Source organism: Pseudomonas sp. EA_105y_Pfl2_R69 (assembly GCF_963970915.1).
Classification (GTDB): domain Bacteria; phylum Pseudomonadota; class Gammaproteobacteria; order Pseudomonadales; family Pseudomonadaceae; genus Aquipseudomonas.
This window is the reverse complement of record NZ_CAXAOO010000007.1, coordinates 192,466-215,302: the sequence shown is the minus strand read 5'-3', so window position 1 is coordinate 215,302 and position 22,837 is coordinate 192,466. Positions and strand designations below refer to the sequence as shown.

The window sequence follows — 22,837 nt, the reverse complement described above, 5'->3', positions numbered from 1 at the left end:
CGCCTGTTATTTAGCGCACAACCAACACCGTGGCCTTGGAGTAGGAGGCAAAATATCCCGCGTTCGAGGCGAATAGATGCTCGGCCAGGCCCGGAACATGGGAGGCCATCACCACCAGGTCCGCGCCACATTCCTTGGCCGCCTTGAGCAAAGTGCTGTCCAGATCTACCGCCGGATCATGGCTGATATAGGCGGCGCTGCTGACCTTGTTCAAACCATATTGCTCGGCTTGGACGACGCTGAACTGCTCGAGTTTTTCCTTGAACTCCGTCGGGTTATGCGCAACCGCCGTTGGCGTATTGGCCGATACGCCGATGTAGCAGACCGGAATGTCATACAACTTCGCAAGGTCTGCACCAGACCTCAGGGCCTTCTCCAGGCGCTCAACATGGGCCAGGTCGACGGGGATCATCATCTGCTTGTACATCTGGGACGCTCCTCTTTCAGGCATTGCTCCTGCGGTAACAGGCGCTTCTGCTTTGCTGAAAGTATTGCAGATGATTGATTGGCCTGCGGCATTGTGTAGCCGCAGTTGCTCCGGTCCTGATGTCGAGCTGGAGAAACAGCCCTCGATGGCTCGGGCACCAGCCAGTCGCCGACCGTCTGATCGGGGGCAGGCTGCCCGCAGCGCTGAGCCAGGCCAGGCAGCCTTTTGGCGGTGTATAGCAAGGGATGGAAAACCCTCACGGCGAAGCCCTGGTTCGCGGCAGGCTTTTGGCGCGTGGCGGCACCACAGGTTACAGCCAGGTTAATCCGAGTGTATCGCTCGGGCTTTATCCTGGGAGGGCGGTTGGCGTACACTGCGCCTATGTTTGCGAGGAGTTGCCATGAGCACCATTACCATTACCGACGCTGCCCACGACTATCTGGCTGATCTGCTGAGCAAGCAGAACACCCCGGGCATCGGCATTCGCGTGTTTATCACCCAGCCGGGCACCCAGTACGCCGAAACCTGCATTGCCTATTGCAAGCCGGGCGAGCAGAAGGGCGAAGACACCGCCTTGGGCCTGGCTAGTTTCACCGCCTGGATCGACGCGGTCAGCGAACCCTTCCTGGAAGATGCAGTGGTCGATTACGCCACCGACCGCATGGGCGGCCAGCTGACCATCAAGGCCCCGAACGCCAAGGTGCCGATGGTCAACGAAGACAGCCCGATCAACGAGCGTATCAGCTACTACCTGCAGACCGAGATCAACCCCGGCCTGGCCAGCCACGGCGGTGAAGTGAGCCTGATCGACGTAGTCGACGACGGTATCGCGGTACTGAAGTTTGGCGGCGGTTGTCAGGGTTGCGGCCAGGTCGACCTGACCCTCAAGGAAGGTATCGAGAAAACCCTGCTCGAGCGTATCCCCGAGCTTAAAGGCGTACGTGACGTGACCGACCATAGCAACAAGGAAAACGCCTACTACTAAGGCGTCGAGTTAAATAAAAAGGCGACCACTGGTCGCCTTTTTACTGCCTGCGATTTGCCGATTGGCATTAAGAGGAGGCTGGCAGCAGGCTGCGCCTGGCCGGCAGCAGCATCAACATGGCCAGGCCGACCAGGGGCAGGATCACCAGGTTGAGTGCACTCCAGCCGAGGCCGCTGATCAGCACGCCGGCGCTGAACGCGGCTCCTGCGGCGAGCATGCCGTTGAGCAGCTCCATCAGGCCTTGGGCCTGGCCACGCTGGGTTTCGTCATGCCCTTCGGCCAGCAGCGTGGTGCCGGCGACCAGCATCAGGTTCCAGCCCAGCCCGAGCAGCAACGAGCTGAACAGGAAGTGCAACTGCTGCAGGCCGGAGAGCGCGACAGTGGCGCTGCCCAGCAGTATCACACCGCCCAGCAGGGCTACCCGGCGGCTGCCGAGGCGATCGACCAGAGGGCCCGCCAGAAAGGCGGGGAGAAACATGCCGAGCATGTGCCATTGGATCACCTGAGCGCTGCTTTCCAGGGCAAAGCCGCAGAAGTTCATGGCCAGGGGCGTGGCATTCATCACCAGCACCATCAGGCCATTGCCCACCGCGGTGGTAGCGATGGCCGCACGTATCACCGGGCTGCCCAGGAGTTGGCGTAATTCCTTTAATCCGGCCTTGGCCCTGGGCGGTGCAGCGCCTTCGCGCAGTCTGCTCAGCAGTATCAGGGCCAGCAGGGCGAGGGTTGCGATCAGCAGATAGGCCCCGACAAAGGGCGCATCCAGCAGGTCTGCGGTCCACTGCAGCAGGCTTGGCACCAGCAGGGCGGCCAATACGCCGCCGCCAATGACATAGGCGCTGGCGCGACCCTTTTCAGTCGCAGCGGCGGCTTCCAGCGCGGCAAAACGGTAGTACATGGCCGAGGCCTGATAAGCGCCGATGGGCAGGGCACCCAGGCAAAACAGGATAAAGTCGCCCAACCAGACGCCCAAGGCGCTGAGCAGGCCGCCAAATACCCCCGCGCCGGCACCGAGCATCAGGCCGGGGCGACGGCCATGACGCTGCATAAACAGCGACAGGGGTTGTACGGTGAACAGGTTGCCCAGCATCCACAAGCACAGCGGCAAGGTTGCCAGGATATTCAGTGGGGCCAGTTGCAGCCCCACCAGGGCGGTCAGGGTGATACCGATCATCGAGCACGACCAGTACAGCGCCTGGCTGGCAAACAACAAACGGATCGAGGGGTTACGTAACAGCAGCATGGGCGGGCTCCAGGGGCAAGTTCGACTGTGGCTGACGGCTAAACCTCGATGCCGCAGCCGGCAGGCTTGAGCACCCGCTCACTGGAGGCGGGAAAGCGCTGCAGCTTGGCGGTTGGGCGGGTTGGCCGTCTGACCAGTTCGCCGCCACAGTTCGGGCAGCGGCCGTGCAGGACCCGCTCGTTGCAGGCACGACAGAAGGTGCACTCGAACGAGCAGATCAATGCGTCTGGCGAGTCGCCAGGCAGATCGCGGTCGCAGCATTCGCAGTTGGGGCGCAGTTGCAACATGGTGGGCTCCTTGGGCTTGCGCTGGGTCAGGCGAAGCGTTCGCAGTATTCCTGGGGGCTGATGCCCAGGTGTTTATGAAAGCAGCGCCGCAGGTTTTCCGCATGGGCGAAGCCACTCAGGCGCGCCACTGTGCCGATCGACGCCTGGGCGCTTTGCAGCAGGGCGCGCGCGGTTTCCAGGCGAATCCGTTCGACATAGCGGCCAGGCCCCATGCCCAGTTCCTGGACGAACACCCGTGACAGCGTGCGCGGGGTCAGATGGGCCTGCGCGGCCAGGGCTGGCAGGGACAGGTCGTCGCTCAGGTGCAGGGGGATCCATTCGAGCAGCGCGGCCAGGCGTGGCACTCGGCTGGGGTCCGGGGTCAGCAGGGCACTGAACTGGGCCTGCCCGCCGGGGCGGCGCAGAAACATCACCAGGCGTCTGGCCACCGCCAGGGCGATGGGGCGGCCCAGATCGGCCTCGACCAGCGCCAGTGCCAGGTCGATGCCGGCCGTGACCCCGGCCGAGGTGAAGATATGACCGTTGCCGGCGGGGTCCAGTGGATCGTAGGTGTGCAGGCAATCGTCGGCTATTTCGACCTGCGGGTGACGTGTCCGTAGCTGCTCGACATCGGCCCAGTGGGTGGTGGCGCGGCGACCATCGAGCAGGCCGGCGGCGGCGAGGATCAGCGCGCCGGAACAAACCGAACCGAGACGGCGCACCTGGGGGGCGGCGTCGCCTAGCCAGGCCAGCAGTTGGCTGTTCTGACATTGCACCTGTTCACCCAGGCCGCCAGGAATTAGCAGGGTGTCGAGCTGCGCCGGATCGGTCTCGCCCCAGGCCTGCTCGGCCACCAGCTGAAACCCGGCCGAGGTGGCAACGGCCCCCGGTTGTTCAGCGAGTACCAGCAGGCGATAGAACGGCGGCAGGCCCTGACGCTGACGCTCGTCATTGGCCGAGGCGAAGACCTGCAGCGGGCCGCTCAGGTCCAGGCTCATGACATTGGGGTAGAGCAGGCAGGCGATGGTCTTCAGGGCATCCATGGGGGTGTTCTTGAGCGGCAATGGATGCAGTGTGCGCCGATCGAGTAAATGGCAACAAGGACATTAAGCCCACAGATATTGCCATTTTCGCTCGCGCCGGGTGGGCGCGAGCGAGGGGCGGATTACTCCGGCATGCTCCAGGGTTCCAGGGCGAAACCTTGCTGGCTGAGTTGTTCGCGGGACTGTTGCAGCAGGTTGGCAAACTGCACCGGGTCGCTGTAGACCGTGCTCGACAGCTGGGTGCGACCGAGCAGGCGGGTGCTGGTGCGGTCAATCACGCTCAGGCTGAGGTTGCCGGTGCCATCCTGGGGGGCCCAGGCGACACACTGGAAAGGTTGAAAGGCGCGGTCGGCAATCAGCAGTGCTTCGTTAAAACGCAGCGGGGCGTTCATGGGGTCGGTTTCTCCGAGTTGATCCCAAATCTACAAGGGCAGGCGGTCAATTCACGCTTGCCAGTCATAGGTGTTGATGACCGACCATGACCCTCAAGTCACATAGTTGACGAAAAATGCAAGAAATTGTCCGATTAATCACATTTTCACGGGCAATGCCCCGGTTGGCCTGACCTGCGCGCGATCTGCCGGCGGGCTCCACTGGCCTAGCAGGCGCTTAGCAGTTGCCGAAGGTAGCGGCCGATATAGCGCTGAAAACGTCTGTCGTGCCAGTAGGTCAGGTGGCTCAGGGGCGTGTGCCGGGCGTACCAGGGGCCGACCGGCATGGCCCGGTCCTCGGCGACCACCGCGGCGTAGCTGGGCAAGGGCCGTAGCGGATAGCCCAGCGGGTCGGCCGGGGCATAGAGATTGAGCCAGCGCGCCTGCTCGCGTACTGCGTTGGGCAGGCAGTTGCCGGGAAAGCGGATCGGTACCACCGGGTCGCAGGCGAAGGTGAACAGCGGGATATTGCAGCCGAAGGTGATCAGACCGCTAAGGGTTTCCAGGGCCAGGAAGGGGTCGAGGGGGCAGCTTTCGGCCTGGTTGATCCGCTGCTGGTCCCAGGCGAAATTGGAAAAGATATGCCCGCCCAGGGAATGTGCTAGGACCACCAGCGGGGTGTCGGCATCGACCTTGGCGCGCAGGGCCTGCAGGCCGTTGCGCAGACACTGATGGACTTCTTCGTAGGTGGTGTCGTAGGCCTGGCTGACCTTGCGATAACCGCTGGCGTCGCCGAGAAACAGGGTGACGATGCGTCTGAGCCAGCGCCAGCGCACCGGTTGGTCGCGCAGGCGCTGCAGGTAGGCGTACTGGCGGTTGTCCAGCACGCTGGCCCAGTACAGGCTCTGGAAGGCCACATCGGAGGCTTCGCTGCCGAGTTGCTGGCGCAGGCCGGCAATCAGGCCCTCGGCAAAGACGTGCTGACCCTCGTCGTTGCGCAGGTCGGGCTGGGTGCCGATGCCATGAATAATGGCGACTGCGAGTTTTATTCTGGCCATCCGTGGTCATGCCTCGGTTACTGCTCGATCGTTGAGGGGGGTTAAAGCGCTTGCAGGCGTTCACCCAGGCGAGCGCTGTCGACCAGTTCGAGAAACTCGTCGCCCAGGCGCTGGCTTTCGGCCATGGCCTGTCGCCAGTAACGCTGGCGGCCGGCATCGTCGCCCAGGTAGCGGCTGAAGTCCTTGCGGTCTGGCAGTTTGCCATGAGGTAGGCGGGCCAGGTAGTCGCGTGACGGGGCCAGCAGTACGACATCCTGCAGGCGCTCGCTGTCGCCACGGCGCCAGGGCATGCCCTTGTCGAACCAGCCGGGGATCACCTTGTCGGTGAAATGCGGGTAGAGCACGATGTCGTTGCCGCTGTAGGGCAGGTCCAGGTGGTAATCGAGCAGGCCGCCATCGCGGTAGGTGCCGGGGCCGGCCCCGGGAATATCGCGCACGCCCTGCATGACCATGGGAATGGAGCCGGAGGCGAGCAGGGCATGGCGCAGGTTGCTGCTATCGAGTTGCAGGTAGCGCGAGGGGAAGTCGTGCAGCGCAGTCAGCGGCGGTGCCTGTCGGGCATCGTGCAGGATCACCCGCTCGAAGTGCCGGGCCAGGCGTGCACGGCCGAGCAGGTTGTTGCCGATCACCGAGGACAGGCCCAGGCCGAGGGCCCCGCGATGGTCATGCTGGAGCAGGCCGTGGCTCTTCACCACGACGATATTCAGGCGGTAATGGGCATTGCTGAGGATGCTGGCATCCTGGGCCTGCAGCAGCTGTTCGAGCATCAGGCTGCAGCTCTGCGACACCTCGGCCATGCTCACGCCCTTGGCAAAGCGCTGGGCGGTATAGAGTTCGCCCAGGCGGCGAATACCGGCTGCGGCATCGGGCAGGCAGGCACTGGCAAAGCGCCAGGAACCGATGGACGCTCCAATCAGGGCGCGCTCGCGCGGCGCGCGCAACAGCCAGTCGCCGAACAGGGCCAGGTCCAGGCCCTGGATGCCCAGGGCCTTGGGGCCACCGGCGGCACCGGGCAGAATGCCCACGTCCGCCGGTTGCAGGCCCTGCTCGCGAATACGCGCAAGTGCCCGCTTGCCGGCTTTGATGGTCAGGGCAGGGGACTTGATCAAGATCGCACTCATGCTGGCCTCCGTTGCGCAAGGCAGCGATTATAGAGCGCTGCTCTCCCAGGCCAAGCCACTTCAGCGCATGAATGATGCGAGCATGCCCACGGGGCAATTGGCGGCAGTCAGGGTTTTAAGCTTGGATTAAGTCCGCTGCAGTACCTTGGGCTGCGTCGAAAGCCATTGCATAAGGAGCTTCACCATGAACCGATTGACCGCTGTATTCGCCGCCGCTGCCCTGACCCTCACTGCGGGCCTGGCCCAGGCTCGCGATCTCGGCCCGGACGAGGCGCTCAAGCTGCGCGACGCCGGCACCATCCAGACCTTCGAAAAACTCAACGCCGTGGTTCTGACTCAACATCCAGGCGGCGCGATCGAGGAGACCGAGCTGGAAGAAGAGTACGGCCGCTATATCTACCAGGTCGAAGTCCGCGACGCCCAAGGCGTGCAATGGGACGTCGAGCTGGATGCCACCAACGGACAAGTTCTGAAGAACCAGCAGGACGACTGATGACTATCCGCGCAGCACTTTACCGCACGCTGCTGGCTGCGTTGCTGGTCGCGCCGACCTTCAGCAGCGCCCGTGACCTGAACCAGGATGAGGCCCTGCGCCTGCGCCGCGAGGGGTTGATCCTGCCCCTCGATCAGCTGATGCAGGTGGCCATGCAGCGTTATCCTGGTGCGGTGCTGCTCGAAGTCGAGCTGGAAGAAGAGGATGGCGTGCTGGTGTATGAAGTGGAGCTGGTGACCCAGCAGGGTGTGGTGCGCGAGCTGGAGCTGCATGCCGGCACCGGCGAAGTGCTCAAGGACGAGGTGGATGACTGATGCGCCTGTTGCTGGTTGAAGACCATGTACCGCTGGCCGACGAATTGGTCGCCGACCTGAGCCGCCAGGGCTATGCGCTCGACTGGCTGGCCGATGGCCGCGATGCGGCCTATCAGGGGGCGAGCGAACCCTATGACCTGATCATCCTCGACCTCGGCCTGCCCGGTAAGCCGGGTCTGCAGGTGTTGCAGGAGTGGCGAGCGGGGGGCGTGACCACCCCGGTGCTGATCCTCACCGCCCGCGGTTCCTGGGCCGAGCGCATCGAAGGGCTCAAGGCCGGTGCCGACGACTATCTGAGCAAGCCCTTTCACCCCGAAGAGCTGCACCTGCGTATTCAGGCGCTGCTGCGCCGCGCCCATGGCCTGGCCAACCAGCCGCAGCTGCACGCGGCGGGCTGGCAACTGGACGAACGCCGGCAGTGCGTCAGCCGTGGCGACCAGGAGATCGAGCTGACGGCCGCGGAATTCCGTCTGTTGCGTTATTTCATGCTGCATGTCGGCCAGATACTGTCCAAGAGCCACCTGGCCGAGCACCTGTATGACGGCGAAAGCGAGCGCGACTCCAACGTTATCGAGGTGCACGTCAACCACCTACGGCGCAAGCTTGGCCGCGAGGTGATAGAAACCCGCCGGGGCCAGGGTTATCGCTTCAGTGGAGCGGTGGCTTGACGTCCATCCAGCGCCGCCTGAGTCTCGGTCTGGCCGGCGTTCTGCTGGCCATCGGTCTGGTGCTGGCGCAGAGCAGTCTGTGGCTGTTTGACCGCAGCCTGCGGACCTATCTGCAGGACGGTCTGCAGGATGAAACGCAGACCCTGTTGAGCGCTCTGGTGCGCGGCCCGGTCGGCGTGCAACTGGACGAGCAGCGCCTGAGTGCGGCGTTCCAGAGGCCCTATTCGGGGCTGTATTTCCGTATCGACTTTGCCGGGCAGACCTGGCGCTCGCGCTCCTTGTGGGACCGCGAGCTGACGCCCATGGCCGAACCCGGCCTGCAACAGGCCCTTGGCGACGGGCCGCAGGGGCAGCTATGGCTGATCTACCGCGCGGATTACCAACGCTTTGGCCAGCAGATCACGATTCATGTGGCCCGCGATTACACCCCGGTACTGGACAGCTTCAACCGCGTGCAGCGCGTCGTGCTGGGGCTTGGCCTGGCCGCCCTGGTGCTGATCCTGCTGTTCCAGCGGCTGATCGTCGGCCGTGCGCTGCGGCCGCTGGAGCAGGCGCGTCAGCAGATCATGCAGCTGCAGCAGGGGCAGCGCAGCCAGCTCGACCAGCAGGTACCGCTGGAGCTGGAGCCGTTGGTGGCCCAGGTCAACCATCTGCTGACCCATACCGAGGCCACGCTCAAACGTTCGCGCAATGCCCTGGGCAACCTCGGCCACGCCCTGAAAACGCCACTGGCGGTGCTGGTCAGCCTGGCTTCGCGCGAGGAGCTGCGGCAGTTGCCCGAGCTGCAGGCCAGTTTGCACAGCCAGTTGCAGCAGATCGAACAGCGTGTGGCGCGCGAGCTGGGGCGCGCGCGGCTGGCCGGCGAAGCCTTGCCCGGGGCGCATTTCGACTGCGCGCTGGAGCTGCCCGAGCTGTTCGCCACCCTGCGCATGATCCACGGCCAGCATTTGCAGCTGGACTGGCAGGCTGCCGCCGGCTTGCGTCTGCCCTGGGACCGCGAGGACCTGCTGGAGCTGCTCGGCAATCTGCTGGATAACGCCTGCAAATGGGCCGACAGCCAGGTGCGTCTGCAGCTCGAACGGGCGGCGGCGGGCTATCTGATTCGCATCGAGGATGATGGCCCGGGTATTAATCCGGCGCAGCGCGAGGAAGTGCTCGGCCGCGGCAGCCGTCTGGACGAGCAGGTCGCCGGACATGGCCTGGGGTTGGGGATCGTGCGCGACATCGTCGATGCCTGGGGCGGGCAGTTGCAGTTGAGCGAGAGCGCCCTGGGCGGTCTGGCCGTATCGATCGAACTGCCCGCCCGCAGCCCTTGAGCGACGGTCTGTGCCGGCACGCAAGGGCGGAGCTGGATCAGAGGGTGTTTACAAAAGTAGCGAGCGATGGCCAGGCAAGGCGAGATCAGCGCTAAAAAGCGCAGTGTACGAGTTGTACATGAGCATTTTAGGCTGATTTCAACGCAGCATGGCCGAGCGCAGTAATTTGTAGATACCCTCTCACATGCCGTTGGCAAATGCCGGATTACTCATGTCGATGGCCTCGCGCACGGGGCGCAGGGCCTGGGCGTATCTGGCCAGGATATCCAGGTCGTAATCGAGGCGCGCGTGCAGGCGCTGGTCGTCCTCGCTGCTCGGCTCCACGCCGTTCATGACCTGCTCGACTCGGCGCACGATCAGGTGCTCGGGCAGGTAGCAGAGGCGGCAGTTCTTGTAGCTCGACGCGCGCAGCTCGCTGATCGGGTAGGCCCCGCCGATGCCGGACGAAACCCCCACCAGCAGCGCCGGCTTGTGCGCCAGTTCGGCCTTGCTGGCGTAGATAAAGAAGTTCTTGATCGCCGGGCAGGCCATGCCGTTCCACTCGGGGGCGACAATCACCACGGCATCGGCGGCCTGCAGCTGCCTGCGGTACAGCTCCCAGGGGCCGGCATCTTCGGCGGGCCAGAGGGGCAGCGGAGCCAGGCCCAGATCGATCAGGCTGCTCTGTGCGTCAGTGCTGTGGTCCAGATGGATCAGGCGCTGGCGAATAAAGCGCGCGACCTTGCCTGACTGGCTATTGTTGCGGCCGGAGCCGGCGACCAGAGCGATATTGAGCATATGTAACCCCCATAAATGAAAAACGCAGACTAACTGGCGGTTAGTCTGCGTCGCAAGGCGGCGGCCTTTTAGTGACAGTTCAGACGCGGAACTGATCCATCAGGCTCTGTTGATGGTTGGCCAGCTTGTTCAGGCTCTGGCTGATCTGCGCCGACTCGTCGGCCTGGCCTGAGATCGACTCGGTGACATCGCGGATCGAGGCGACGTTGCGGTTGATCTCCTCGGCCACCGAGCTCTGTTCCTCGGCCGCGCTGGCGATCTGCAGGTTCATGTCGGTAATCACGCTGACGGCCTGGCTGATGCGCTGCAGCACAACCACCGCCAGCTCGACCTGTTCGACGCTGCCCTGGGCCTGGCGATGGCTGCTGTGCATGGTGCTGACCACTTCCTTGGTGCCGTTCTGCAGGCCCTCGATCACCTGGCGGATTTCCTCCACCGAGTCCTGGGTGCGCTTGGCCAGGTTGCGTACCTCGTCGGCGACCACCGCGAAACCGCGTCCGGCTTCCCCGGCGCGGGCCGCTTCGATGGCGGCATTGAGCGCCAGCAGGTTGGTCTGTTCGGCGATCGAGCGGATCACCTCCAGCACCGAGCCGATCTGCTGGCTGCTGTTGGCCAGGCCTTCGACTTCCTGCATGGCTACGTTCATTTCGTTGGCCAGCAGTTCGATAGACGCGGTGGTCTTGCCGATCACGCTCATGCCTTCGTGGCTGGCCTGGTCGGCGCTGCGCGCCGCTTCCGCGGCCTGGGCGGCGCTGTGCGCCACATCCTGGGCGGTGGCGCTCATTTCCTGGAAGGCGGTGGCCACCTGATCGACTTCGCGGAACTGCTGCTGCATGCCGCTGCTGGTCTGGCTGGCGATCATGGCCGACTGGTCGGCCGTGCTGCGGGCGTCTTGCACGCTTAGTTTGACGTCGGCAATGATCGGCTGCAGCTTGTCGAGGAAACGGTTGAACCAGCTGGCCAGTTCGCCCAGTTCATCCTGCTTGGCATAGTCCAGGCGGCGGGTCAGGTCGCCTTCGCCGCTGGCAATATCCTTGAGCATGGCCGCCACGCCGAGAATCGGCCTGGTCACCCCCAGGGCGGTGAGCCAGATCAACAGGATCCCGACTACCCCGGCGGCCAGACCCAGGCCCAGGGAGACTGCGGTGCTGCGACTGCTCATGGCGTCCATCTGTGCTTCCAGGCGGGTGGCCGGCTCGAGCAGCACCTGCTCGGGCACCTCAATCAGCACGCCCCAGGGCTTGGACTCGGGGATCGGCAGCAACGGCTGGAGCACTTGCAGGGAGCCATTGTGGTGTAGCACTTCGGGGCGATTGTTCTGCAGCAGACGCAGCATCTCGCCGTGCTGCTCGCCATAGGCCTTTTCCAGCTTGCCGCCGAGCAGGCTACTGTCGCGGCTATGGCCGGCGAGCAGGCCGACGGGGCTGATGATGCTGACGTGTCCGGCTCCGTCGAACAGGCTGTTGTGCACGTTGTCGCTCAGTTCTTGCAGGCTGGCCAGGCTGATATCCACGCCGAGCACGCCAATCACCTTGTCGCCTTGCAGCAGGGGGAAGGCGATGCTGGTCATCAGGGTTTTCACCCCATCGGTGTCATCGATATAGGGGTCCAGCAGGCAGACTTTCTTTTGCTGGATCGGGCAGGTGTACCAGGCGTTATAAGGAGCGCCGCTGATGCCTGGTGTTGTATCGGTGAGGTTTTCCTCGGTCATGGACTCAGAAACCAACTCACCGTCATCGCTTTGTGCCCAGTAGATCGAGAAACGACCTTTGTCGTTGCTGCCGAGGCTTTCCTGATCGACGAACAGTTCATCCTTGCCATCCAGTGCGTTTGGCTCGAACGCCACATAAACGCCAAGCAGGCTGCGATTGGCTTGCAGGGCGCTACGCACTTGCCGGGTCAGGTCTTCGCGCAGGTCGAAGGCATCGAGAAAGCGCTTTTCGGCTTGCTCGCGAATAAACAGCACCTGAGTGGCAGCCCCTCTGCCGTACTGATAGGCATCCATAAAGTAGCGCTGGATCTGCAGGGCCTGGGCCTGGCCGCGGGCTTCCATGCGCAATTGCGCCGACTCTTCGAGCATGCTGCCGCTGGCCTGCTTGACCAGCTCGGCGCTGCGCGAGGCCTGGACCACGGAGGCACCGACCAGGACGGCGACGATGGCCAGCAGGCAGAGGCCGGCGAGCAGGGTGATTTTGAGCTGGATGGAGAGGCGGCTGAACAGCATTTTCAGGACCTTTTTATTGGCGAGGCTTGGAGCGCCTATCGGCGCGGGTGTGGATTTCTTTAGGTGCGGAGTCCGCAATACGCAGGCCAGCAGGAGGCATACGGGCGAGGGTAAACGAAATTCTGATCGATCTGTATAAAATAATTTACGGCTGTTTTGACAGTTTGGTCAGCATTGGGCAGAGTACGCGCCCTTCGCCGAACAGGCGCTGCATCCAGAGAAGGCATCGGCCTTCGCGGACCTAGCTAATTGCGGGAGTAAACAGATGAACGCAGTCGTTGCGGCAGTGGGGATCATGCTGATTCTCAGCCTGTGCCGTGTGCACGTTGTGGTGGCCCTGATCGTCGGCGCGCTGGCCGGTGGTCTGCTCGGCGGCCTGGGGATCGAGGGCGCGCTCGCGGCCTTCAACAAGGGCCTGGGCGGCGGGGCCACCGTGGCGCTGTCCTACGCCCTGCTCGGAGCCTTTGCCGTGGCGATTGCCAAGTCCGGCCTGGCCCATGCCCTGGCGGACAAGGCGCTGGCCATGGTGGGCCGGCAGGAGGGCCAGGGCGCGGGTCTGCTCAAGTGGCTGCTGATAGTACTGCTGCTGGCGGTGGCCATCTCGTCGCAGAACATTCTGCCGATCCATATCGCCTTTATACCGCTGCTGGTGCCGCCCTTGCTCTATGTGCTGAGTAAGCTGCAACTGGATCGACGGCTGATTGCCTGCGTGCTGACCTTCGGCCTGATCACCCCCTATATGTTCCTGCCGGTGGGCTTTGGCGGGATCTTCCTCAATGAAATCCTGCTGGCCAATGTGGCCAAGGCCGGTGTCGATACTGCGGGGCTGAGCGTCACCCGGGCCATGGCGATTCCGGCCCTGGGCATGTTCTGCGGGCTGCTGGTGGCGGTGCTGTTCAGCTACCGCAACAAGCGCGTCTACGACCTGCAGAAGATCGAGCAGGTCGAGCGGGTCGAGGTGGCCTATAACCCCTGGAGCCTGCTGGCGGCGGGTGTGGCCATAGTGGCTGCCTTTGTCGTGCAGCTGTGGCTGGATTCGATGATCATCGGAGCCCTGGTGGGTTTCGTGGTGTTCTCGGTGTCCGGGGTGGTGCGCTGGAAAGAGGCAGACGACCTGTTTACCGAAGGCATGAAAATGATGGCAATGATCGGCTTTATCATGATCGCCGCCGCCGGCTTCGCCGAGGTGATGAAGGCCACGGGCCAGGTGCAGACCCTGGTCGACAGTTCGGCCGAGCTGATTGGCCACAACAAGGCCCTGGGCGCACTGCTGATGCTGCTGGTTGGCCTGCTGGTGACCATGGGCATCGGTTCGTCTTTCTCCACGGTGCCGATCATCGCGGCAATCTTCGTGCCCCTGGGGCTGACGCTGGGCTTCAGCCCGCTGGCCATCCTGTGCATCGTCGGCACCGCGGGGGCGTTGGGCGATGCCGGCTCACCCGCCTCCGATTCGACCCTGGGGCCGACCTCGGGGCTGAACGTCGATGGCCAGCACAACCATATCTGGGACAGCGTGGTGCCGACCTTCCTGCACTACAACCTGCCGCTGCTGGTGTTCGGGTGGGCAGCGGCCATGGTGATCTGACCGGCAGCAGGGGCAAGGCAAAAGCGGGTCATGGCCCTTTAACGGCCATGACCCGCTGGTTGCTCTCGTTCCGCGCCGGTTGCTCTAGAGCAGCCGCCGGCCATCTTCGCGGCTGATGATCACCGTGGCCGAGCGTGGGCGTTTACCGGGGCCATCGGGCCAGGTGCTGCCATCGTCCGGGTGCTGGATATTGACGAACAGGCTGCGAAAGTCCGGGGTGGCGGCAATGCCGGTGACTTCGCAGCCCAGGGGGCCGACCAGAAAGCGCTTCAACTCGCCGGTGCGGGGTTCGGCAACCAGAATCTGGTTATTGCCGAAGGGCCCGCTGCCGAGCTGGCTGCCGCTCATGTCGGTCTGGATCCACAGCCGGCCTTCCTCGTCGAACCACAGGCCATCCGGGCTGGCCAGGCGGTTGTCGGCGTTAAGCGGCTGGCCGTTCGGACCCACGCTGTCGGTTTCCGGTCCGGCCAGCATAAACAGACTCCAGGCGAACTGGCGGCCGGCATAGTCGCGGCTCAGCTCGCGCCAGCGGATGATATGGCCGAAGGGGTTGGGCGAACGCGGGTTGGCGGCATCGGCGCTGGTGCGCGAGCTGTTGTTGGTCAGGGTGAAATACACCTCGCCATTGTCCGGATTGACCGCGCCCCATTCCGGACGATCCATCTTCGTGGCCCCGGCGACATCGGCCGCCAGGCGGGTGTTGATCAGCACTTCGCCCTGGTCGGCGAAGCTCACCCCGGCGGCGCTGCAGGCGGCCTGGAAGGCCTTGTCCTGGAGGTCCAGGGCCAGCCATTGGCCCTTGCCACTGGCTTCGAAACGGGCGACAAACAGGGTGCCCTCGTCCAGCAGGCGGCCATCGCTGCGGCCGGGTCGGTATTTGTCGCGGCTGACGTACTTGTAGATGTACTCGTTCTGCGAGTCGTCGCCGGAGTAGCAGACTATCGGCCGGCCGGCCTTTACCGGGGCGAACACCAGCCCTTCATGGGCGAAGCGGCCCAGGGCGGTGCGTTTGACCGGTTGCGTTTCCGGGGCAAAGGGGTCGATTTCCACTATCCAGCCGAACTGGTTGGGCTCGTTGCGGTAGTCGTCTTCGGCGCGGGCGGCCAGGCGCGTGGCGTTGAAACGCTCGAATTCGTCGCCGCTCAGGTGATCCCAGCCGTAGCGGCTGCTGCTGCGCAGGCCATAGCGGCTGAGTTCGCGCGGCATATCGGGATCGGCGCTGGCGAAGTAACCGGCCCAGTTTTCCTCGCAGGTGAGGTAGGTGCCCCAGGGGGTGAAACCGTTTGAGCAGTTGTTCAGGGTGCCACGGCTGGCCGTCCCCTGGGGGCTGTGGCGGGTCTTGAGCAGGGCGTGGCCGCGTGCTGGGCCGCCAATCTGCATCGGCGTAGCGCCGGTGATGCGGCGATTGCGCGCGCTGGGCAGGACTGACCAGTTGCCGGCGTGGTTGCGGCGTACTTCCACCACGGAAACCCCGTGGGCATTGATTTCCTTACGGACTTCTTCGCCGCTGCTGCGCTTGCCGGCCACTAGCGTCGGGCCATTGGGATGAAGCAGTTGCGCGTCGATATATTCGTGGTTGAGCACCAGCAGGCCGTGGTCGCTGCTTTTGCCGCCGCGCTGGGCGTCGATCGGGAAGAAGTGCATGCCGTCGTGATGCATGCCCAGTTGCTCGGCCTGATCCTGGGCGCTGTTGCTGCCGTCTTCCAGGTAGGCGGGGTAGCCGCCGGTGATGGGTGTGCCCCAGGGAATAAAAGTAGTGGCACGGTAACCGGCAGGTACCGTGATGCTGTCGGCGCGACTGGTTGCCACTGCATGGAAGGGCAGTTTGCTGCGTGGTTTGAAGGGCGGTTTGGTCAGGGCGTTGGCCGCCGGCTGCGCCGCTTCGGCGAGTCCCGGCATGGCGCTGCCGAGAAAGGCCAGGGCCCCCAGGGTGGCCCCACCGGCCAGAATCTGCCGGCGACCCAGGCCGGTGGCCAGCTCCTGCAGATGCGGGTTGGCGGAGTCATTGCTGGGGCGCTCATCGCCATTACCGAACAGCAGGTTGTTGTCATCGTTGGGGCTCATGCGCGGCTCCTTCAGGTTGATCGACGGAGCCTTGACGCTAACCATGGAAGACGACGGCAAGATGACAGCCGCTGTGCGGCGGCGCACAAAATGGCGCGAACGCCCGAGCGCCGCCCGGCGCGGTGCTGGGACGGCCATGGAATACAAGGCAAAAAAAACCCCAGCATTTCTGCCGGGGTTCTTCTTGTAACACCCTCAACCTTGATCGTGGCCTCGGTTGAGTGAACCGGTTCTTAGCTGAACTGGTTCATGGTGTTGTCTTTGCCGCCGGCTTTCAGAGCAGCTTCGCCAGCGAAGTACTCTTTGTGCGCGTCGCCCAGGTCGGAACCGGACATGTTCTGGTGCTTAACGCAGGCGATACCTTGACGGATCTCCTCGCGCTGAACGCCTTTCACGTAGGCCAGCATGCCTTGGTCTGCGAAGTACCCTTTGGCCAGGTTGTCGGTGGACAGCGCAGCGGTGTGGTAAGTCGGCAGAGTGATCAGGTGGTGGAAGATACCAGCCTGAGCAGAAGCGTCGCGCTGGAAGGTGCGGATGCGTTCGTCAGCGATCTGAGCCAGTTCGGTGGTGTCGTAATCAACACTCATCAGCTTGGCGCGGTCGTAGGCGGAAACGTCCTTACCTTCGGCAGCCAGAGCATCATAAGCCTGCTGGCGGAAGTTCAGAGTCCAGTTGAACGATGGGCTGTTGTTGTACACCAGCTTGGCGTTCGGAATGGTTTTACGGATTTCGTTAACCATTTCTGCGATCTGACCGACGTGCGGCTTCTCGGTTTCGATCCACAGCATGTCAGCGCCGTTCTGCAGCGAAGTGATGCTGTCCAGTACGCAACGCGCTTCGCCGGTGCCAGCACGGAACTGGAACAGGTTGGAAGGCAGGCGCTTAGGACGCAGCAGCTTGCCGCCACGGTTGATCACGACGTCGCCATTGCCCAGGTCGGCAGCGGAAACTTCTTCACAGTCGAGGAAGGAGTTGTACTGGTCGCCCAGGTCGCCTGGCTCTTTGGTCACGGCGATTTGCTTGGTCAGGCCAGCACCCAGGGAGTCGGTACGTGCAACGATGACGCCGTTGTCGATGCCCAGCTCGAGGAACGCGTAACGAACAGCGTTGATCTTGGCGATAAAGTCGGCGTGAGGAACGGTTACTTTGCCGTCCTGGTGACCGCACTGCTTCTCGTCAGAAACCTGGTTTTCGATCTGGATGCAGCAAGCGCCGGCTTCGATCATGCGCTTGGCCAACAGGTAGGTGGCTTCTGGGTTACCGAAACCAGCGTCGATGTCAGCGATGATTGGCACTACGTGAGTTTCGTAGTTGTCGATCTGGTTCTGCAGGTCAGCGGCTTTGGCGTTGTCGCCAGCAGCGCGGGCAGCATCCAGAGCGGAGAACAGCAGGTCCAGTTCGCGGGCATCAGCCTGGCGCAGGAAGGTGTACAGCTCTTCGATCAGACCGGAAACCGAAGTTTTTTCGTGCATGGACTGATCCGGCAGCGGACCGAAATCGGAACGCAGGGCAGCAACCATCCAGCCCGACAGGTAGAGGTAGCGCTTGTTGGTGGTCTTCAGGTGCTTCTTGATCGAGATCAGCTTCTGCTGCCCGATGAAACCATGCCAGCAGCCCAGGGACTGGGTGTAGACGGAGGAGTCAGCATCGTACTCGGCCATGTCTTTGCGCATGATATCGGCGGTGTACTGAGCGATTTCCAGACCGGTCTTGAAGCGGTTCTGAGCGCGCATACGAGCCACGGATTCCGGGTCAATAGCGCTCCAGCTGCTGCCGGCAACCTCTTTAAGGGCGGCGACTGCTTTGATGTCGTTTTGATATGCGGACATGGTCAATCCTTCAAAAAATGTGTTGGTTGAGCACCGGCTTCCCCACTGAACACCTGTGTTGCCGGAAGGTTGTCGTGAGCGCACTGCGGAAGGTCGAGAAATCGACTTGGGACGGAATTGATCCGGGAGGAGGGTGACGAACAAACAGTCCGCTGATGGTCAGCTACTGCAAATGACCGGGTCATTTGGCGCTTGGCGGATCATAGATGCCGTTGGGCGACTCAGATGCTGCGACTCATGCTGGCTGATTCAAACGCTTCCCCGTCCCTCAGGACAACTTCGTTCCAGTCGCAATCTCATCGAACCGCCTTGTGGGCTTTACAACGCAAATCGGCTCGGACGGTAAGTTGGAGCGCGATTCGGAGGTCCTTTCGGTACCTCTGATTAGCGGGAGCGGGGCCATCATGCCTCCGCTAAAAGTGTTCGTCAATTATTTTGTAGTGCTTTTTACGTACTACTACATAAGTCCTATATCGACCGACAAGTCAGGCCGTAGCTGCCTCAGTCAACCACTTCAACCATGACTCGCAGGCTCATGTCCTCGCGCCCCTGGGTCGAGCGGTGCTGCAGAAAGCCGTCGCGATCGACCTGGCTCTGTTCGCTGACGCCGCCGATGCTGATCCATTCGCCGAGGCGACCGCTGACCCGGGTGGCGGTGCTTTGCACGTCGATGGCTCCGGGCTGAGCCTGGCTCAAGCGGTCGCGATTGCTGCTGATGCTGATATGCACCCGCTCGCCGCTGAGGCTGGCGGTGACATAGAAACCACGGGTCACGTCGCGGTACTGGGTGGTGCTGTAGGGTTGGCCATAGGCATCACGCTCGCGGGTGGTCAGCGGCACGCTCTGGCCGACCTGGATCAGTGCCGGGTAGCCTTCTGTGGCCTGCACCTGTTGAGTGCCGCCGCCGCGGCTGTCGGTGCTGCGGCGGATGATGCGCACCTGATCGCGGCCCTGAATCTCGCCCCGGCCTATCTGCGCCTGAACATCACCGGTGCCGATGCTGCCGTCCACGCGATAGCCCCGGTCGTGCTGCTGGCTGGATTCGCTGCTGTCGACGCTGATCAGCAGGCGGCGCGGTTGGGTGTCAAGTTGCAGCAATAGGCTGCGAACTTCCTCGATCTTCGCCGGCTCGGCATTGACGATCAGTTGGTTGCCGTAAGCATTGACCCGGCCCTCGTTGCCCAGAACCGATTGCACCACCGTCAACACCTCATCAGCGCTGCGGTAGTTGAGTGGGATCACCTCGGTCGCGGCGCTGAGCGACAGGCTGCAGCCCAGCAGGGTCGCGGCAAGTAGGCTGCGCAGGGTCATAGCAGAAAACTCCGTAAGTCGGCATCGCTGGTGCTGCTATCCCAGGCCTGGTCGAACTGGGTGCGGCGCAGGCGGACCCGGGCCGGGTCCTGGTACAGGGCGTAGCCACTAAATTGGCTGATTTCCGGTAACAGCAGCAAACCGCAGTCATCGGCGACGAGAAAGGCCAACTCTTCGCTGGGGTAGTCCGGGTTGAATTTGCGGATCTGCAGGCTGGAGGGCAGGCGGCGGGACAGGCTGAGCAGGCGATGGCCTTCCCGGGCCGCGCGGCTAGGATCCCTGAGCAGGATGCGCAACTGATTGCGTGGGCTGGCCAGGAGGAAGCGGGTGCAGGCGTCCTGCACGCTGCTGTGATGATAGAGCCAGGGTTCTAGGTCATGGCTGTAGATACACAGGCTGCGCTGGGCTTGCTGGAGCAGGGCGAGGGCATGGGTGCGGGCCTGCTCGGGCTGACTGAAGCGCTCCAGGTCCGGGTGTGCGCCGAGGATAAAGGGCGCAGGCTCCGCACGGGGGCTGTCGCCTGACTGACTGGGCGGGTTGTGCACGGCAAAACGCCCCGGAGACTGAAACTCGATGGCGGGAAGCTCTATGGGCTCTTGGCTTTCGGTAGCGTCTGACGGGGCGTGTTTGTCGTTCATTTTGGCCTCTAGCTGTGTCGCACCATATCCACGTGGGGGATGCCGGCGTCCAGGTACTCGCCACTGACAATGGCAAAACCGAGCTTTTCATAGAAGGCGGTGGCCTGCACCTGGGCGCTGAGCATTTGCTGCTCGAGCCCGCGTTTTTCCGCTTCTGCGACTACCGCATTGATCAGTGCAGCACCGACATTCAGGCCGCGCCAGTCCTTGAGTACCGAGACCCGACCGATATGGCCGTCGGGCAGCAGGCGGGCGGTACCTACGGGGTAGTCGCCCTCGCAGGCGAGGAAATGCACGGCATCGGCGTCTTCTGCATCCCATTCGAGCTCCGGCGGCACCGCTTGTTCGGCGATAAACACGGTTTCGCGAATGCGCCGCAGATCGGCATTGTCCTTCTGCCAGTCGGCCAGGCGAACGTGAATCTCACTCATCAGCAAACTCCAGGCTGCCTTGTTTGACCAGTTCCACCAACAGATTACGCCCTTCGTCATCGGCAAGCCACGCGCCGAGATTGTCGATATGCAGGGCGTCGGCCGAGCACACCAGTTTCAGCAGCTCACGCAGGCTGGCCGAGAGCAGGCGGCTCTGGCCGCTGGCGAACAGCACCAGGTCGTCGCCGACTTCCGACCAGGCCATGCGCGCACTGGGGTTGCGCACCAGCACCGCGCCGTCTTCCAGGCCGCCGAGGAAGGCCTCCTCGTCGATCTCGATGCCGGCGATCAGCTCGGGGTAGCGCGGCTCGGTCATGAATTGGCCGAACCAGGTCATCAACAGGCGCTCGTCGCTCATATGCTCGGTGAGCAGGGCCTTGAGGCGGTCCAGAGCGTCGCGCTGGATCTGCGTGGGGTCGTCGGTTGGCTGCGCGTCGGCGTCGCTGTAGCGTTCCTCGTCGGGCAGGAACTGACCGAGGAAATCGGTGAAATGGGTCAGCACTTCGGCGGCGCTCGGCGCACGGAAGCCTACGGAATACGTCATACAGTCATCCTCAGCGGTACCACAGTGGGCCAGAAGCGGCGGCAGATACAGCATGTCGCCGGGCTCCAGCACCCATTCTTCAGTTTTAACGAATTCGGCGAGGATCTTCAGATCCGCGTGGGGCAGCAGCGGGCTGTCCGAGTTGCACAGCTGGCCGACCTGCCAGCGGCGCTTGCCGTGACCCTGCAGGAGGAACACATCGTAGTTGTCGAAGTGCGGGCCGACGCCGCCGCCCGGCGCGGCGAAGCTGATCATCACGTCGTCGATGCGCCACTTGGGCAGGAACTTGAACTGCTCGAGCAACTCGGCCACTTCCGGGACGAACTGGTCGACCGCCTGCACCAGCAGGGTCCAGTCGCGCTCGGGCAGGGCGGCGAAAGCGTCTTCGGCGAAGGGGCCGCGACGCAGTTCCCAGGGGCGCTCGCCGTGCTCGATCACCAGGCGCGACTCGATTTCCTCTTCCAGGGCCAGGCCGGCCAGTTCGTCCGGGGAGATCGGGCTTTCGAAGCCGGGGATGGCCTGGCGTACCAGCAGGGGTTTTTTCTGCCAGTAGTCGCGCATGAACTCGCGGGCACTAATGCCGCCCAGCAGTTGCAGCGGAGTATCAGGATTCATTGCTAAGCCCTTGAAATAAATAAAAGCCTGAAAAAGAAAACGCCCGGCATAGCCGGGCGTCAGAGGGCTACTGCCGTTTAGATGCGCTTGGCCTGGGCCACTGCGTTGCCGATGTAGCTGGCCGGGGTCAGCAACTTGAGTTCGGCCTTGGCGGCGGCCGGCATATCCAGGCCGTCGATAAAGGTCTGCAGCGCTTCGGGGCTGATGCCCTTGCCGCGGGTCAGTTCCTTGAGCTTCTCGTAGGGGTTCTCGATGGCATAGCGGCGCATCACGGTCTGGATCGGCTCGGCGAGCACTTCCCAGCAGGCGTCCAGATCGGCGGCGATGCGGACTTCGTTCAGTTCCAGTTTGCTAATGCCTTTGAGGCTGGCTTCGTAGGCGATCACGCTGTGAGCGAAGCCGACACCGAGGTTACGCAGCACGGTGGAGTCGGTCAGGTCGCGCTGCCAGCGCGAGATCGGCAGCTTGCTGGCCAGGTGCTGGAACAGCGCGTTGGCGATACCCAGGTTGCCTTCGGAGTTTTCGAAGTCGATCGGGTTGACCTTGTGCGGCATGGTCGAGGAGCCGATTTCGCCAGCAATGGTGCGCTGCTTGAAGTAACCCAGGGAGATATAGCCCCAGATATCCCGATCGAAGTCGATCAGGATGGTGTTGAAGCGCGCAATGCCATCGAACAGCTCGGCGATGTAGTCGTGCGGCTCGATCTGGGTGGTGTAAGGGTTGAACTGCAGACCCAGGTCACCTTCGATGAACTGCTTGGCGTTGGCTTCCCAGTCGATCTGCGAATAGGCCGACAGGTGGGCGTTGTAGTTGCCCACTGCGCCGTTGATCTTGCCCAGCAGCGGCACGGCCGCGACTTGGGTGATCTGCCGCTCGAGGCGGTAGACCACGTTGGCCAGTTCCTTGCCCAGGGTGGTCGGCGACGCCGGCTGGCCGTGGGTGCGCGAGAGCATCGGCACGTCGGCGAATTTGATCGCCAGCTCGCGGATGGCGTCGGCGGTCTGGCGCATCAGCGGCAGCAGCACGCTGTCGCGGCCTTCGCGCAGCATCAGGGCGTGGGACAGGTTGTTGATGTCTTCGCTGGTGCAGGCGAAGTGGATAAATTCGCTGACCTTGTCCAGCTCCGGCAGCTTGGCCGCCTGCTCCTTGAGCAGGTACTCCACGGCTTTGACGTCGTGGTTGGTGGTGCGCTCGATTTCCTTGACCCGCTCGGCATGCTCGACGGCGAAGTTGTCCGCCAGTTCATTGAGGATGGCCTGGGCTTCGGCGGAGAAGGGTGCAACTTCCGTAACGCCTTCGTGGGCGGCCAGACGCTGCAGCCAGCGCACTTCAACCAGAACGCGGAAACGGATCAGGCCGTATTCGCTGAAGATCGGGCGCAGGGCGCTGGTTTTGCCGGCATAGCGGCCATCAACGGGGGAAACCGCGGTGAGCGAGGAGAGCTGCATGGGAGGCGTTCTCGGACAGTCGGGCATTGAAAAGGGCGCATATCATACATGAAATCGCCAGCTTGA

The 22,837-nt window shown here is 63.2% G+C and carries 21 protein-coding genes and 2 pseudogenes; 6 read left to right on the top strand and 17 right to left on the bottom strand.

Annotated elements, in window-relative coordinates; translation table 11 throughout:
* Positions 1 to 10 precede the first annotated feature (10 nt).
* Positions 11 to 427 (bottom strand): universal stress protein, encoded by a 417-nt coding sequence (locus tag AACY13_RS19180; RefSeq protein WP_339463173.1) that lies wholly within the window; start codon positions 425 to 427, stop codon positions 11 to 13.
* 400 nt (positions 428 to 827) lie between these two features.
* Here AACY13_RS19180 and nfuA point away from each other — a divergent pair, with 400 nt between their 5' ends.
* Positions 828 to 1,412: a Fe-S biogenesis protein NfuA gene (gene nfuA, locus AACY13_RS19175; protein WP_339463172.1), complete on the top strand. Its 585-nt coding sequence runs from the start codon at positions 828 to 830 to the stop codon at positions 1,410 to 1,412.
* A 67-nt stretch (positions 1,413 to 1,479) separates the two neighbouring features.
* On the opposite strand, the gene AACY13_RS19170 is transcribed toward nfuA, so the two are convergent.
* The 6 genes from AACY13_RS19170 to AACY13_RS19145 all read right to left on the bottom strand — a co-directional run bounded on the left by AACY13_RS19170 (position 1,480) and on the right by AACY13_RS19145 (position 6,514).
* Positions 1,480 to 2,652, bottom strand: coding sequence for an MFS transporter (locus AACY13_RS19170; RefSeq protein WP_339463194.1), 1,173 nt, complete (start codon positions 2,650 to 2,652; stop codon positions 1,480 to 1,482).
* A 41-nt stretch (positions 2,653 to 2,693) separates the two neighbouring features.
* Positions 2,694 to 2,942 (bottom strand): DUF1272 domain-containing protein, encoded by a 249-nt coding sequence (locus AACY13_RS19165; protein WP_339463171.1) that lies wholly within the window; start codon positions 2,940 to 2,942, stop codon positions 2,694 to 2,696.
* Between the two features lie 26 nt (positions 2,943 to 2,968).
* Positions 2,969 to 3,964: a GlxA family transcriptional regulator gene (locus AACY13_RS19160; protein ID WP_339463170.1), complete on the bottom strand. Its 996-nt coding sequence runs from the start codon at positions 3,962 to 3,964 to the stop codon at positions 2,969 to 2,971.
* A gap of 122 nt (positions 3,965 to 4,086) precedes the next feature.
* Complete coding sequence (locus AACY13_RS19155; protein ID WP_339463169.1) at positions 4,087 to 4,356, bottom strand: hypothetical protein; 270 nt, start codon at positions 4,354 to 4,356, stop codon at positions 4,087 to 4,089.
* 206 nt (positions 4,357 to 4,562) lie between these two features.
* The gene (locus AACY13_RS19150) at positions 4,563 to 5,384 is read right to left on the bottom strand and encodes a hypothetical protein (protein ID WP_339463193.1); all 822 of its coding nucleotides are present in this window, start codon (positions 5,382 to 5,384) and stop codon (positions 4,563 to 4,565) included.
* 50 nt (positions 5,385 to 5,434) lie between these two features.
* Positions 5,435 to 6,514, bottom strand: a complete 1,080-nt coding sequence (locus tag AACY13_RS19145) for a patatin-like phospholipase family protein (protein ID WP_339463168.1) — start codon at positions 6,512 to 6,514, stop codon at positions 5,435 to 5,437.
* Between the two features lie 184 nt (positions 6,515 to 6,698).
* On the opposite strand from AACY13_RS19145, the gene AACY13_RS19140 reads away from it, so the two are divergent.
* The 4 genes from AACY13_RS19140 to AACY13_RS19125 are packed head-to-tail and all read left to right on the top strand — an operon-like array spanning position 6,699 to position 9,305.
* Positions 6,699 to 7,007, top strand: a complete 309-nt coding sequence (locus AACY13_RS19140) for a PepSY domain-containing protein (protein ID WP_339463167.1) — start codon at positions 6,699 to 6,701, stop codon at positions 7,005 to 7,007.
* 5 nt (positions 7,008 to 7,012) lie between these two features.
* Positions 7,013 to 7,321, top strand: coding sequence for a PepSY domain-containing protein (locus tag AACY13_RS19135; RefSeq protein ID WP_339463192.1), 309 nt, complete (start codon positions 7,013 to 7,015; stop codon positions 7,319 to 7,321).
* Positions 7,321 to 7,989 carry a response regulator transcription factor gene (locus AACY13_RS19130; RefSeq protein WP_339463166.1) on the top strand — a complete coding sequence of 223 codons (669 nt, stop codon included), beginning with the start codon at positions 7,321 to 7,323 and terminating at the stop codon, positions 7,987 to 7,989. The genes AACY13_RS19135 and AACY13_RS19130 overlap by 1 nt, the downstream gene beginning before the upstream one ends.
* On the top strand, positions 7,986 to 9,305 hold the full coding sequence (locus AACY13_RS19125; RefSeq protein ID WP_339463165.1) for a sensor histidine kinase: 1,320 nt from the start codon (positions 7,986 to 7,988) through the stop codon (positions 9,303 to 9,305). The genes AACY13_RS19130 and AACY13_RS19125 overlap by 4 nt, the downstream gene beginning before the upstream one ends.
* A gap of 180 nt (positions 9,306 to 9,485) precedes the next feature.
* Here the strand turns inward: AACY13_RS19125 and AACY13_RS19120 are convergent, their stop codons facing one another.
* From AACY13_RS19120 to AACY13_RS22735, 3 genes and pseudogenes are all read right to left on the bottom strand, one after another.
* Complete coding sequence (locus AACY13_RS19120) at positions 9,486 to 10,082, bottom strand: NADPH-dependent FMN reductase (RefSeq protein ID WP_339463164.1); 597 nt, start codon at positions 10,080 to 10,082, stop codon at positions 9,486 to 9,488.
* Between the two features lie 79 nt (positions 10,083 to 10,161).
* Positions 10,162 to 10,677: pseudogene (locus AACY13_RS22740) on the bottom strand (methyl-accepting chemotaxis protein); the annotation flags it as partial.
* 342 nt (positions 10,678 to 11,019) lie between these two features.
* Positions 11,020 to 12,087 (bottom strand): annotated as a pseudogene (locus AACY13_RS22735) (PDC sensor domain-containing protein); the annotation flags it as partial.
* Between the two features lie 484 nt (positions 12,088 to 12,571).
* Between AACY13_RS22735 and AACY13_RS19110 the strand changes: the two are divergent.
* Positions 12,572 to 13,891 (top strand): Na+/H+ antiporter family protein, encoded by a 1,320-nt coding sequence (locus AACY13_RS19110; protein ID WP_339463162.1) that lies wholly within the window; start codon positions 12,572 to 12,574, stop codon positions 13,889 to 13,891.
* Between the two features lie 84 nt (positions 13,892 to 13,975).
* Here AACY13_RS19110 and AACY13_RS19105 read toward each other — a convergent pair whose 3' ends face one another.
* The 7 genes from AACY13_RS19105 to purB all read right to left on the bottom strand — a co-directional run bounded on the left by AACY13_RS19105 (position 13,976) and on the right by purB (position 22,771).
* Positions 13,976 to 15,955, bottom strand: a complete 1,980-nt coding sequence (locus AACY13_RS19105; protein WP_339463161.1) for a PhoX family protein — start codon at positions 15,953 to 15,955, stop codon at positions 13,976 to 13,978.
* Positions 15,956 to 16,188: 233 nt separating this feature from the next.
* Positions 16,189 to 17,784, bottom strand: coding sequence for an isocitrate lyase (locus AACY13_RS19100; protein ID WP_339463191.1), 1,596 nt, complete (start codon positions 17,782 to 17,784; stop codon positions 16,189 to 16,191).
* A 501-nt stretch (positions 17,785 to 18,285) separates the two neighbouring features.
* Positions 18,286 to 19,095 carry a secretin N-terminal domain-containing protein gene (locus AACY13_RS19095; protein ID WP_339463160.1) on the bottom strand — a complete coding sequence of 270 codons (810 nt, stop codon included), beginning with the start codon at positions 19,093 to 19,095 and terminating at the stop codon, positions 18,286 to 18,288.
* Positions 19,092 to 19,733, bottom strand: coding sequence for a DUF7931 domain-containing protein (locus AACY13_RS19090; RefSeq protein WP_339463159.1), 642 nt, complete (start codon positions 19,731 to 19,733; stop codon positions 19,092 to 19,094). Before AACY13_RS19090 ends, AACY13_RS19095 begins: the two co-directional genes overlap by 4 nt.
* Before the next feature lie 8 nt (positions 19,734 to 19,741).
* On the bottom strand, positions 19,742 to 20,164 hold the full coding sequence (locus AACY13_RS19085) for a GNAT family N-acetyltransferase (RefSeq protein WP_339463158.1): 423 nt from the start codon (positions 20,162 to 20,164) through the stop codon (positions 19,742 to 19,744).
* Positions 20,157 to 21,323: a ribosomal protein uL16 3-hydroxylase gene (locus AACY13_RS19080; RefSeq protein ID WP_339463157.1), complete on the bottom strand. Its 1,167-nt coding sequence runs from the start codon at positions 21,321 to 21,323 to the stop codon at positions 20,157 to 20,159. The genes AACY13_RS19085 and AACY13_RS19080 overlap by 8 nt, the downstream gene beginning before the upstream one ends.
* Before the next feature lie 77 nt (positions 21,324 to 21,400).
* Complete coding sequence (gene purB, locus AACY13_RS19075; protein WP_339463156.1) at positions 21,401 to 22,771, bottom strand: adenylosuccinate lyase; 1,371 nt, start codon at positions 22,769 to 22,771, stop codon at positions 21,401 to 21,403.
* Between the last annotated feature and the right edge of the window lie 66 nt (positions 22,772 to 22,837).

Coding starts and splice junctions, on each gene's coding strand:
- AACY13_RS19180 (WP_339463173.1), bottom strand. CDS start 427: ATGTACAAGCAGATGATGATCCCCGTCGACCTGGCCCATGTTGAGCGC.
- nfuA (WP_339463172.1), top strand. CDS start 828: ATGAGCACCATTACCATTACCGACGCTGCCCACGACTATCTGGCTGAT.
- AACY13_RS19165 (WP_339463171.1), bottom strand. CDS start 2,942: ATGTTGCAACTGCGCCCCAACTGCGAATGCTGCGACCGCGATCTGCCT.
- AACY13_RS19160 (WP_339463170.1), bottom strand. CDS start 3,964: ATGGATGCCCTGAAGACCATCGCCTGCCTGCTCTACCCCAATGTCATG.
- AACY13_RS19155 (WP_339463169.1), bottom strand. CDS start 4,356: ATGAACGCCCCGCTGCGTTTTAACGAAGCACTGCTGATTGCCGACCGC.
- AACY13_RS19145 (WP_339463168.1), bottom strand. CDS start 6,514: ATGAGTGCGATCTTGATCAAGTCCCCTGCCCTGACCATCAAAGCCGGC.
- AACY13_RS19140 (WP_339463167.1), top strand. CDS start 6,699: ATGAACCGATTGACCGCTGTATTCGCCGCCGCTGCCCTGACCCTCACT.
- AACY13_RS19130 (WP_339463166.1), top strand. CDS start 7,321: ATGCGCCTGTTGCTGGTTGAAGACCATGTACCGCTGGCCGACGAATTG.
- AACY13_RS19120 (WP_339463164.1), bottom strand. CDS start 10,082: ATGCTCAATATCGCTCTGGTCGCCGGCTCCGGCCGCAACAATAGCCAG.
- AACY13_RS19110 (WP_339463162.1), top strand. CDS start 12,572: ATGAACGCAGTCGTTGCGGCAGTGGGGATCATGCTGATTCTCAGCCTG.
- AACY13_RS19105 (WP_339463161.1), bottom strand. CDS start 15,955: ATGAGCCCCAACGATGACAACAACCTGCTGTTCGGTAATGGCGATGAG.
- AACY13_RS19100 (WP_339463191.1), bottom strand. CDS start 17,784: ATGTCCGCATATCAAAACGACATCAAAGCAGTCGCCGCCCTTAAAGAG.
- AACY13_RS19095 (WP_339463160.1), bottom strand. CDS start 19,095: ATGACCCTGCGCAGCCTACTTGCCGCGACCCTGCTGGGCTGCAGCCTG.
- AACY13_RS19090 (WP_339463159.1), bottom strand. CDS start 19,733: ATGAACGACAAACACGCCCCGTCAGACGCTACCGAAAGCCAAGAGCCC.
- AACY13_RS19085 (WP_339463158.1), bottom strand. CDS start 20,164: ATGAGTGAGATTCACGTTCGCCTGGCCGACTGGCAGAAGGACAATGCC.
- AACY13_RS19080 (WP_339463157.1), bottom strand. CDS start 21,323: ATGAATCCTGATACTCCGCTGCAACTGCTGGGCGGCATTAGTGCCCGC.
- purB (WP_339463156.1), bottom strand. CDS start 22,771: ATGCAGCTCTCCTCGCTCACCGCGGTTTCCCCCGTTGATGGCCGCTAT.